We start from the raw sequence: 11,551 nt of genomic DNA on the forward strand, positions 1-11,551 counted from the left end.
ATATAGTTAAAATTATTATAATTTAGAGAGGTTTAAAAATGGGAATAAGAGAACGAATGCAAAATGGACAAATTTATACAGATTTAGAAGAAGGGCTCCCACAAGAACGCCTTTATGGAAAAGAGCTAGTTTATGATTATAATCTTACCCGCCCAAGTGAAGAAGATAAAAGAAATGAAATCTTGAAAAGGTTATTTGGACATGTTGGTAAAAATATATGGATTGAACCACCTTTACGAGTTGCTTATGGTAATCGTACATATATTGGAGATAACTTTTATGCTAATTTTAACCTTGTATTAGTTGACGATATTAATATATTTATAGGTAATAATGTTATGTTTGCACCAAATGTTACAATCTCCACAACTGGACATCCTGTTCATCCTGACTTAAGAAAAAATGGTGAACAATTTTCTTTTCCAGTTAAAATAGAAGACAATGTTTGGATAGGAAGTAATGTTGTTATTTTACCAGGAGTAACTATTGGAGAAAATTCTGTAATAGGTGCTGGTAGTGTTGTTACAAAAGATATCCCTAAAAATGTAGTAGCTGTAGGAAATCCCTGTAAAGTATTAAGACCTATTACTGATAGAGATAGGAAGTATTATTATAAAGACTTAAAAGTAGATGATATTTAAAATATATTCTATTGTTTTATTTAAAATTAAAAAAATAGCTGCTATTTTTTATATTGTCAAAATTAGCTGCTATTTTTTAATATATAAAATTTCTATATTTCTAATAAAATTTAATTAGGTAGTTGATTTTTATATTGCTCATTACTTATTTTTTCAACTTCTTCAACATAAGTATCATCATCATAATCATATTCATATTCTGAAGAATTTCTTATTTCATTAAACCTTCCAACTGATTGATAACTATCTTCTTCATCAAATCCTATTTCATCTTTATCACCACATTTTGATTTATGACCAAATGGGTGTCCAATTACACTTTCTTCCACTACTCTTTGATTAGAATTATAAGTTTTTATTGTACTAATAACATCTTCACAATCAATGCAATTTAATGCATATGGTAAAAACTCTAATCTACCTTTATCTATATCTTTCCCACAGGTTTTACATTTACCATAACTTCCCTCATCTATAGCTTTTAACGCATCATCTATCTTATCTAATAATGACATCTCATTTGCTTCAAGCGCTCTGCCTTTCTCAACTTCAAAGGTTTCACTTGCTATATCAGATGGATGATTATCATAAAATGATAATTCACTTGCAACTTCTGCATTAAACTTAGTCATCCCATTACTATCCAATTGATTAATAAGATCTGTTATTCTCTTTTTTCTTGGTTAAGTTTGTTTTTATAATATGTTAATTCTTCTTTATTCATATAAATCATCCTTTCAAAAGTAATGCTTAATTATATTCTTCCTAAAAGATGATTTTTTAGTACATTATTTTATAGAGTTATTATTTTTCATTTTTTAATTTTCTTACTTTTATTTCTGCAAAAGTTGGATAAAAACCTGCCTTTAATGCAACTTTCTGTGAAATTATATGAGATTCGATAGTACCATAAAAAGGTATCTTTCCTCTTCTTAATATTTCATTTTTTAAAGCTTGTACTATTATACTTCCAATTTTTTTACCCTTAGCTACTGGTAAAACATTTACCCCAATTTGCCACATAATATCTGAATCCTCACTAGCACCTGCCATACCTAAAATATTTCCATTATCATCTATAGCTGCAACTGCTAATGTATCCGGATAATTATTATTAAAAGCAAAGGCTTCATCAAATCTATCATCACCTTTAAATTGAAATATATCATCTTTTTCATACCATTTTAATTTAAAGTCATTAATATCTATATTGTTAGTATTGTTTGGTAAATAATAGTGATGTGTATTTTCTATTTCATAACCAAATTCATTTAACTTTTTATCTATTCTTCTTAGAACTGAATATAAAAACATCCATTCTCCAGGAATTTTAGATAAGTTTTCAATACACCAATCCTTAATACAATTATCTGCAGATATAACTGCCTTTCCATTAATTATAAGTATCTTTAATATTTCCTTATCATTACTATATTTTCTTCTACCTTCCATTATCTTAAGTTCTGTAATTAGATTTTCATTATTATTATTAAACTCTTCAATCTTGCAATTATAATCCTTTGCAAGTTGTTCTTTTACTTTAAATAAAACATTATTATCTTCCATATATTCTCTACTCCTTAATTTTAAGCTATAAATTTTTAAATTATATAAAATATTAACAGTTCTATCTTATCTATATGATATTATTATACACTTATCAAGTATTATTAAAAATATTAGGTTTTTAAATACTTCTTCTTATTTGGTAGTATTTGATATCATATGACATTCTAAGATACCTCTTGTGATCCTATGCCATAATATGATGTTATATAACTTTGACATTGCTCCTTATTAAGCATATACTAAGGATACAAGTTAGAAAAACTTGTATGTATTTAATATCGCGGGATGGAGCAGTTGGCAGCTCGTTGGGCTCATAACCCAAAGGTCGTAGGTTCAAGTCCTGCTCCCGCAACCAAAACCTTACTCTTACTGTAGGGTTTTTTGTTATTTAAAAATTATTATTATGAAGGAAGGTACATATTTAATGAATTATAAAGCTTTTGAAAATAAATTTGATGTTAAAGGGCATATTGCTTATGCCACTGTTTTAAAAAAAGATGGAAGTGAATTAGTTTTCCAAATAGATACTGATGATGTTGAAAGAATTAAATCTATGGGAACTTGGTTTGCTGAATGGCATAAAGACTTTAATGCCTATACAATTCAAAATATCCGTAAATCAAAAGGTACAAAACCTGTTAAGCAAAGTCTTCAAACAGCTGTTTTAAATACTAATCCTAAAGCTCCTGTTAAACATATTAATGGAAATATGCTAGATAACAGAAAAGTGAATTTAGAAATAGTATCAAGATCTCAGCAAAATCAATATGAAAAATTTGATGATAATACAATAGCTATCATCTTAACTAATAAATATGGCATCCCACATTCTAGAGCATTAATTTCTTATGAAGATTTAAATAATGTTATTACCGAAGATTTAAGTTGGGTTGAATATAAGAAAAATGGAGTTGTAATGGTTGTTGCAAATACTCCTCAAGGAAGAATTCATTTAGATAAGTTTATAATGAATCCTAATGAATCTGAAGTCGTACATCACATAAACCTAAATCCTCTAGATTGTAGACGTAACAACTTAGAAAACAAAGTAATAGAATAGTATTATAAAGAAAAGTTCAGTATTCGTTACTGAACTTTTCTCATCTTATTATTTATATAGATATAAAAAACTAACTTTAGGATCTTCACTTGCTTTATACATTCACAAAATATTTTCTTTAATCTATAGAAGTCATTTCTACTCCATTTTGATAATTTTTATCTTTTTTTCTTTATTAAAATTAATCCCAAAGCTAAAATTATACTTGATATTCCTATTGATGTATTAACTGTTTCATTTCCTGTGTCAGGTAGAGTTCCTGATTTTTCCAAATTTTGTCCTGAGTTCTTTGGATTCTCTCCTGGGTTTTCCCCTGGATTCTCTCCTGGATTCTCTCCTGGGTTTTCCCCTGGGTTTTCTCCTGGATTCTCTCCTGGGTTTTCCCCTGGGTTTTCTCCTGGATTTTCCCCTGGATTCTCTCCTGGATTTTCTTCAGCCCCTTTTACCTTTAGTACTACATTATCTATATATACTTCATGTGAAGAATATTCAGCAAATTTACCTAATAGGAAATTTAACTCTACAATTTCACTTCCTGTAGCTTTAAAGGTATTCTCGTATTTTTTCACTTCAGGTGATACCGATATTTTATCCTCAAATACTCTATAATATCCTGAGTTCTGTACTACTACTTCTAATTCCCTATCTATGTTGGATCTTATATCAAAAGATATTTCATATTCTATATCTTTAGTCAATGGTAAATTGGTTTGTCTAAATTGTACTGCCCATGTTTCTATTCCATTGTTTTTAAGTTCTGGTATTGGTATTATGGCTTCGCCATTTTCTACTTTTACATCAGAAATAAAATTATCATTCTTAATCCAATTCCATGCTTTCCAACCTTCAAGCCCATTATCAAACTTTCCATTACTTAATGGGAATTTAACTACATTATCTTCAGGATTTTCTTCCACGGCTCCTTCAACTTTTAATACTACATTATCTATAGATACTTCATGAGTATTATAATCTCCAAATTTACCTAATAAAAAGTTTAATTCAACAGCTTCGGTTCCTGTTGCTTTAAATGTATATTTGTGTTCCTTCACTTCAGGAGATACTGATATTTTCTTTTCAAAAACTCTATAGTATCCTGAATTTTGTAATACAACTTCTAACTCTCTATCTATACTTGAGCTTATATTAAAAGAAAGTTCATATTCTATATCTTTATTTAATAATAAATCTGTTTGTTTAAACTGTACTCCCCAGGTTTGAGAAGCATCTCCTGTTTCACCTACTTTAGGCACTTCTATAACAGCTTTTCCATCTTTTACTTTAATATCATTTATAAAATCATCATTTTTTTCCCAATTCCAAGCTTTCCATTCTTCAAGTCCATTTTTGAAATCACCATTTTTTATTAAGAATTTTTCTATATCCTTAGGTGGTTCATGTAATCCATCACATTTAAGTTCTATATTATCAATGCTTATTTGAGATTCAATTCCTCCTAATAAAAATTCTATTGTTCCATTATTATCTATACCGCTAGTATTAAATTTAAATTCTAAATTATACTCTTTCAATTCCTTTTCTAATGATATTGTTTTTTCTAATACATTATCACCATTACTATCTTTCATTACTAATTTTACATCTCTATCTTTATCTGCTCTTGCATTAAAAGTTAAAGTATGGTTTGCTTCTCCAACTAGCATTATTCCTTTTTGATTTAAAACTACATCTTCATAATTATTAGTATTATTTTTTACATCTATACATAAGTTTCTACTACTCTCAGGAACAAAATAGTTTGCATCACCTGATAAGTTCCAATAAGTTTTTCTATCAACTAACCCCTTATCAAAAGTCCCGTTATAAATATGATTACCGTCACTTAATGGCTTTTTAGGTGCATTATAATCTATGCTTTCTTCAAACTCTTCAACTTTTACATTTCCTATCCATACAGATGGGTTAGAAGTTCCAACATTAAACTCTAGTCTTGCTTTTACATCTGAGTTTTGTGCCATTGTAAATACATGTTCAAAATGACTTACATCATTTGTTAATGAATCTGAATAAACATTAGAATATGTTGTCCACCCTCTTTCTTCTCCTCCCGATGCTTTAACAGAAATATTTCTGTTAGAAGAAGCTTTAGCATCATACGATAGTTTATAAGTCCTTCCTTTTGCTAAAGTTATATATTGAATTAACTGAATCGAATGAACTTCTGATCCTGGTTTACTAATATCTACTTTAGCAAAGGTAGTATTATCTAATTTATCTGTAGATATAGATGCTTCTCCACCAAATTGCTTTAGAGTTAATAAGTTCCATGTATTGGAAAAAGCTTCATCTCCATTTATTATTTTATTAAATCCATTCTCATAATTTGTATCGTATATATAATTACCATCTATAGCTTCCTTTGAGCCTTCCGGCAATTCACCTTTTTCTATGTTTGGTTCTTTAGGGTCTTTGTATTCATATCCATCAGCTTTATCATATACTCTTACATAATCAACTAGCATTTCAGCTGAACTAAAATCATTTTCTGGAAGTATGCCTCCATCATAATTCCCACCAATTGCTAAATTTAAAATAATATAAAAGTCTTGATCAAATGGCGCTGGAAAAGAATATTTAAGATCTTCATTTTTGCCGTAAGTATTCCAATTATCTTGTACTTGATATAATTCATTATCAACATACCATCTAATTTCTCCTGGCTCCCATTCAATTGCATAATCATGAAAATCTGTTATATCTGTACCTTCTTCAAATCTATAATGAGATCCACTATATCTATTATTTGGCCATATTCCTCCATAATGTATTGTTCCATTAACCTCATTAGGAATTCTTCCTTTTGCCTCCATTATATCTATTTCTCCAGAAGCTGCCCATACACCATACTTATCATCATTAGGCATCATCCAAAAGGCCGGCCATATTCCATTTCCTTTTGGCATTTTAATTCTAGCTTCTATCCTTCCATATTTAGCAGTTACTTTATCTTCTGTTTTAATTCTTGTTGATGTGTAATTACAATTATCGTACTTCTCTTTTTCTTTATCCACCTTTTTTGCAGTAATTACTAAATTTCCATCCTTTATAGAAAGATTTTCTCCTTGAGTATAATATTGAGCTTCATTATTTCCCCACCCTTGTGATACTTTATTCCCATTTTCATCTAATATCCAATTGCCTATCTCATAGGTCCAATTGTCCATATTTAAGCTATCTTCATTAAATTCATCTGACCATTTTAATTTCCACTTTTCACTTTGGTTATTTTCTTCTGAAATAGTTTCTGCAAAAACAATTTTGAAATTACTTAATAATACACTTAGAGCTAAGGCTCCAACTAAGTATCTTCTAATTTTCTTTTTTGATTTCTCCATTATTTTACTACTCCCATCCTCAATTCTCTTTTATTTTTAAAATACTATCATACATATGTTAATTTATTTCTTATAATTACCTCCTTCCAATTTTATCTTAATCTATCTTTTGTATATTAAATATCATCTTCGAAACCAGTTTCGAAAAAATTTAAAAAATATATTAAATCCAAATATATTAAATCCAAATATATTTTCGAAACCGATTTAGTTTTTATCTTTAATTAGGTAACTGTTTACATTTATATTATATATTCTATATTTTTTATTGTAAATGCTTTTTAAAAATTATTTACTTTTTTTGTAAATTAAAAATCCATAGCCAATTTAAATATATTCTATGGATTTTTATGCTATATTACAAAATTAATATTTTATAAACACTCTTATATTAATCTAAATGAACTCTCGATTCTAGTAAATTCATTATTTCTATATCATCTAACTTTTCAAGCTTTAACAATTCATTATATGGATTTCCTTTTAAGTTTAGAATTTTAGCAAATGCAGGTTCTGTCTTTAAACCATTTTCTTTCAAATCAATAATCTTTTTCTTTAATAAATCTCCCCCTAAATTTAATATTCTATCTTCAATTATCATATGTTTATATCCATTTTGTTCTGTAGATTTTATGTTTTGTGCATATAGCTCTATTTCAAAATCATCTATAAGAAAATTAACTGTTAAAACTTCATCATTTACTTTATTTATCTTAAATTTATTAAAACTTGAAAATTTCTTCAGAATTAATTGCTCAAATTCATTTATATTATATACTTCACAAATAATGTCTAAATCACTACCATAAATGTCAATTTCTATTGGTATAGTTCCTACTAAAATTGGATTATACTTTTTAGTATATTAAATATTTTTATATTAGTTAATAATTTAAAAGCTTTTTGTTGTTTCTTATTTCCAAATTGTAAATAATCAAGGTTCATAAAATTCTTTTTCATATTCTTATGCTGCCTTTTCTATAAATTTAACTTTCAATTGTTTTATCTAAGTATTGTTCTATTTCATTAAGAGGAACACCTAACTCATATAGTGAGTAACTAACCATAGGTATATTACTATATACTCCCCCATTATAATCACTAGCATAATCTTTATACTTATTAAAAAAATCTTTAAACATAACCCATAGTATTGAAAAATATTATCAATTATATTTTGTCATACCAGTAATACTTGTCAATAAATCAGCGTTTATAATTACTCTTTAATGCCAAAAGCTATCCAATATTTGTTAATTTACTGTCAAAAAGAGCTAGCAACAAGCTAACTCTTAAAAATTTTTTATACTATTTTAGTTGTCCAATCCTCACAGTTCCATATTTCTGTAACTACATCTCTATAAAACTCTGGTTCGTGGGATACAAGTAAAATTGAGCCCTTATATTCTTTTAATGCTCTTTTTAATTCATCTTTTGCATCTACATCTAAGTGATTGGTAGGTTCGTCTAGGATTAGTATATTGGTTTCTGTATTTAATATTTTACATAATCTAACTTTTGCAGCTTCTCCACCTGATAATACCATTATCTTTGATTCTAATTGCTTTGTTGTTAATCCACATTTAGCAAGTGCTGCTCTTATTTCGTATTGTGTTTTACTTGGGAACTCTTGCCATACCTCTTCTATGCATGTATTTGTATTTCCACTTCTATCTTCTTGTTCAAAATAACCTATATGCTGATAGTCTCCTCTATGAACTTTTCCTGATAGTGGCTGTTGTATTCCTAGCAAGCTTTTAAGTAATGTTGATTTACCAAGTCCGTTTGCTCCAACTAAAGCTATTTTTTGTCCTCTTTCCATATAAAGGTTTAATGGTTTTGTAAGAGGTGAATCATATCCTATAACTAAATCTTCTGTTTCAAATATTGTTTTTCCAGCTGTTCTTGCTATTTTAAAGCTGAATTCTGGTTTTGGTTTTTCTTTTGAAAGCTCTATTACTTCCATTTTATCAAGCTTCTTTTGTCTTGATTTAGCCATATTAGCTGTTGCAACATTTGCTTTATTTCTTGCAACGAAATCTTCTAATCTTGCTATTTCTTTTTGTTGCTTTTCATATGCCGCTTCTAATCTTTTCTTACTTTCTTCATATAATCTTTTAAATTCATAATAATCTCCAACGTATCTTGTTAACTTCCTTTCCTCAACATGATATATTAAATTAACTACTGAATTTAAAAATGGTATATCATGAGATATTAATATAAATGCATTTTCATAATTATTTAAATATCTCTTAAGCCATTCTATATGTTCTTCGTCTAAGTAGTTGGTAGGCTCATCTAGAAGTAATATATCTGGATTTTGAAGCAATAACTTTCCAAGTAGTATTTTTGTTCTTTGTCCACCTGATAAATCATCAACATCTTTATCTAAGCCTAAATCTAATAATCCAAGTCCCTTTGCTACTTCTTCTACCTTTGCATCTATTATGTAAAATCCATTATGGTCTAATAAATCTTGAATTACTGCTGTTCTTTCAAGCATCTTCTCTAATTCTTCTGGAGTACAATCCCCCATTTTTCATATAAAGAATTCATTTCTGTTTCTAAATCAAATAAGTATCTAAATGCATCTCTTAAAGCATCTCTTATGCTTTGGCCTTTTAGTAAAGCTGCATGTTGATCCATATATCCAACTCTAACATTGTTTGACCAAATAACTTTTCCTTCATCAGGCATAAGATTATTTGTAACTATATTCATAAAAGTTGATTTTCCTTCACCATTAGCTCCAATTAAACCAACGTGTTCTCCCTTTAATAATCTAAATGATACATCTTCAAAAATAGCTCTATCTCCAAAGCCATGACTAATATTTTTAACTGTTAAAACGCTCATTTCATCCTCCTGAGTATTCTATATTAAAATTATAATAAATCTTAATTTCATTTTTACGCACTTAAATATTATAAACTATAATATTATAAAACTCCATAAGAAAAAGGACATATGTAAGTTTTATTAAAGAATAAAAAAAATAGACAATTGAAAGTTTCAGTTAACAAAGTTTATTACTTAGCTTTGTTAACTGCCCATTCTCAATTGTCAACTAATCTTTAATAATCATATTCTTTTACATTTTCGCAAATAGATATTTTTAGTGTAGTATTATCAATAACTTTTTTATAAGAACATAAAAAATCATTTAATTCTAAATCATTTAAATCAACTTTACCAAAGCTTTTTAAAATAACATTTTCTTCTTCTGTTAATATTTTTACATCATTTTTATCATTTTTTATATAGTAATTATTAACAGTTGTTACTTTTATTCTATCTTTATATTTTTCTTGAAAGCTCATAGTCTTTCTTACTTTTTCAACATCTCCTGTACCAGGAATAATATTATTTAATCCTAATGATTTTATTTGTTCTTCAATAGATGAAGCATCAAATCCATATCTCTCCATTAACTTAGTTTGCATTTTTAAAAACTTATCTTGTGATATGTTGTTTTCACTCATGTATTCTGTCATCTTTTTCGTGAAGTCTGCCATATTTAACTTTCCAGAAGACATATCATAATATAATGAATATATATAGGATTCAAATTTGTCTACATCTTTATCATTCACTTTGTTTTTTAATTCATTGAAATCTATTATCTTATCCATAACATGATCAACTCCTATATTCTTAATGGATGTTACTAATATTATACTATTACTATAAATTTTATTCTATTGACTTAATACAATATTAATATTTTTTTAAGAACACTTTATTTTAAAATATATAGTTATCACTATATATTTCCTACCCATAAGCTAGTTTGCAGCCTTAACTGCATTCCAAACATCTTCGTATAATCTTAATTTTTCTTGTGGCAGATATTTATATACTTCACATCTTTCCATAACTTCCTTAGGCATATATGCACCAGTATTATTTTTAACTTCTTCTGATTGTTCTTCCTTAGCTAACTTATTTGGAGTTGTATAACCTATTTCTTCTGCTATTTTATATGCGTTATCTTTACTACTTACAAAGTTTATAAATTCTTCTGCCATTTCTTTATTTTTTGCATTAGTTGGAATTGCCCATGAGTCTAACCAATAGTTTGCTCCTTCCTTTGGAATCACATACTCTAGATTTTCATTTTCATCAGCTAAAGTTAAACCTTCTCCTGACCATATCATAGCAATTGCAGATTCCCCAGAAGTCATTAAATCCTTAACTTCATCAGCACCATATTTTAATACTAATGGCTTTTGTTTTATTAATAAATTTTTAGCTTCTTCAAGTTCTTTTTCATTTGTAGTATTTAATGAATATCCAAGTTTTTTAAGTGCCATTCCTATAGCATCCCTTTGAGCATCTAAAACAAAAATTTGTTTTTTATACTTTTCATTCCACATTATATCCCAACTATCTACCTTATCACTAACTAAATCTTTATTATATATTATTCCTATTGTTCCATTCATATATGGAACAGTATAATCATTACTAAGATCATATGGTTGTCCCATATCATCTTCATTCATTTCTTTTAAATTTAGTATTTTATCTTTATTTATTTTTTGAAGTAATTCTTCTTGTATCATTCTATCTGCCATATAATCTGCTACTAAAACAGCATCCCAATTAGTTTTCCCTGAAGATACTTCTATATACATTGTTTCCATATCATCAAAAGTTTTATAATTAACTTTTACATCATATTTATCTTCAAACTCTTCTATTATGCCTTCCGCTATGTTTTCCCCATAATTTAAGACATTAATACTTTTCTTATTACTTTTTTGACATCCTGCAAATAAAGTAAATGTAAAAATCATGCTACATATCATAGCAAATATTTTAATTGATCTTTTCATTTATTTATCGTCCTTTCACTATATAATAACTATTCTTCAATAAAAATAATTATAAAGATAAATTTAACAATTGCAAGTTAAAAA

At 27.5% G+C, this 11,551-nt stretch carries 8 protein-coding genes, 1 tRNA gene and 2 pseudogenes; 3 read left to right on the forward strand and 8 right to left on the reverse strand.

Translation table 11 applies throughout. From position 1 onward, the window contains the following. Window positions 1-38 precede the first annotated feature (38 nt). Window positions 39-641, forward strand: coding sequence for a DapH/DapD/GlmU-related protein (locus A500_RS14340; RefSeq protein ID WP_016208287.1), 603 nt, complete (start codon window positions 39-41; stop codon window positions 639-641). 110 nt (window positions 642-751) lie between these two features. Here A500_RS14340 and A500_RS14345 read toward each other — a convergent pair whose 3' ends face one another. Next, window positions 752-1,288, reverse strand: a complete 537-nt coding sequence (locus A500_RS14345) for a TraR/DksA C4-type zinc finger protein (protein WP_242835140.1) — start codon at window positions 1,286-1,288, stop codon at window positions 752-754. A 157-nt stretch (window positions 1,289-1,445) separates the two neighbouring features. Further along, window positions 1,446-2,207, reverse strand: coding sequence for a GNAT family N-acetyltransferase (locus tag A500_RS14350; RefSeq protein WP_016208289.1), 762 nt, complete (start codon window positions 2,205-2,207; stop codon window positions 1,446-1,448). A 282-nt stretch (window positions 2,208-2,489) separates the two neighbouring features. Between A500_RS14350 and A500_RS14355 the strand changes: the two genes are divergently transcribed. After that, window positions 2,490-2,565 (forward strand) — tRNA-Met (locus A500_RS14355). Window positions 2,566-2,634: 69 nt separating this feature from the next. Beyond that, complete coding sequence (locus A500_RS14360; RefSeq protein WP_016208290.1) at window positions 2,635-3,270, forward strand: hypothetical protein; 636 nt, start codon at window positions 2,635-2,637, stop codon at window positions 3,268-3,270. 158 nt (window positions 3,271-3,428) lie between these two features. On the opposite strand, the gene A500_RS14365 is transcribed toward A500_RS14360, so the two are convergent. The 6 genes and pseudogenes from A500_RS14365 to A500_RS14385 all read right to left on the reverse strand — a co-directional run bounded on the left by A500_RS14365 (window position 3,429) and on the right by A500_RS14385 (window position 11,467). Further along, window positions 3,429-6,626 carry a carbohydrate binding domain-containing protein gene (locus A500_RS14365; protein ID WP_016208291.1) on the reverse strand — a complete coding sequence of 1,066 codons (3,198 nt, stop codon included), beginning with the start codon at window positions 6,624-6,626 and terminating at the stop codon, window positions 3,429-3,431. A gap of 391 nt (window positions 6,627-7,017) precedes the next feature. Continuing rightward, a pseudogene (locus tag A500_RS20075) lies at window positions 7,018-7,473 on the reverse strand (DUF4269 domain-containing protein); the annotation flags it as partial. A gap of 139 nt (window positions 7,474-7,612) precedes the next feature. Continuing rightward, window positions 7,613-7,768 carry a hypothetical protein gene (locus A500_RS20480; RefSeq protein ID WP_157453671.1) on the reverse strand — a complete coding sequence of 52 codons (156 nt, stop codon included), beginning with the start codon at window positions 7,766-7,768 and terminating at the stop codon, window positions 7,613-7,615. 161 nt (window positions 7,769-7,929) lie between these two features. After that, window positions 7,930-9,485, reverse strand: a pseudogene (locus A500_RS14375) (ABC-F family ATP-binding cassette domain-containing protein). Window positions 9,486-9,703: 218 nt separating this feature from the next. Continuing rightward, window positions 9,704-10,261 (reverse strand): DUF3867 domain-containing protein, encoded by a 558-nt coding sequence (locus tag A500_RS14380; RefSeq protein WP_016208293.1) that lies wholly within the window; start codon window positions 10,259-10,261, stop codon window positions 9,704-9,706. A gap of 153 nt (window positions 10,262-10,414) precedes the next feature. After that, window positions 10,415-11,467 carry an ABC transporter substrate-binding protein gene (locus A500_RS14385; RefSeq protein WP_016208294.1) on the reverse strand — a complete coding sequence of 351 codons (1,053 nt, stop codon included), beginning with the start codon at window positions 11,465-11,467 and terminating at the stop codon, window positions 10,415-10,417. Window positions 11,468-11,551 lie beyond the last annotated feature (84 nt).

Origin of the sequence: Clostridium sartagoforme AAU1 (genome assembly GCF_000401215.1) — a bacterium.
Taxonomy (GTDB): domain Bacteria; phylum Bacillota; class Clostridia; order Clostridiales; family Clostridiaceae; genus Clostridium; species Clostridium sartagoforme.

What these genes read in the sequence shown, in the direction of transcription:
- A500_RS20480 (WP_157453671.1), bottom strand. Translation starts at nt 7,768, where the DNA reads ATGTTTAAAGATTTTTTTAATAAGTATAAAGATTATGCTAGTGATTAT.
- A500_RS14340 (WP_016208287.1), top strand. Translation starts at nt 39, where the DNA reads ATGGGAATAAGAGAACGAATGCAAAATGGACAAATTTATACAGATTTA.
- A500_RS14380 (WP_016208293.1), bottom strand. Translation starts at nt 10,261, where the DNA reads ATGGATAAGATAATAGATTTCAATGAATTAAAAAACAAAGTGAATGAT.
- A500_RS14360 (WP_016208290.1), top strand. Translation starts at nt 2,635, where the DNA reads ATGAATTATAAAGCTTTTGAAAATAAATTTGATGTTAAAGGGCATATT.
- A500_RS14350 (WP_016208289.1), bottom strand. Translation starts at nt 2,207, where the DNA reads ATGGAAGATAATAATGTTTTATTTAAAGTAAAAGAACAACTTGCAAAG.
- A500_RS14385 (WP_016208294.1), bottom strand. Translation starts at nt 11,467, where the DNA reads ATGAAAAGATCAATTAAAATATTTGCTATGATATGTAGCATGATTTTT.
- A500_RS14365 (WP_016208291.1), bottom strand. Translation starts at nt 6,626, where the DNA reads ATGGAGAAATCAAAAAAGAAAATTAGAAGATACTTAGTTGGAGCCTTA.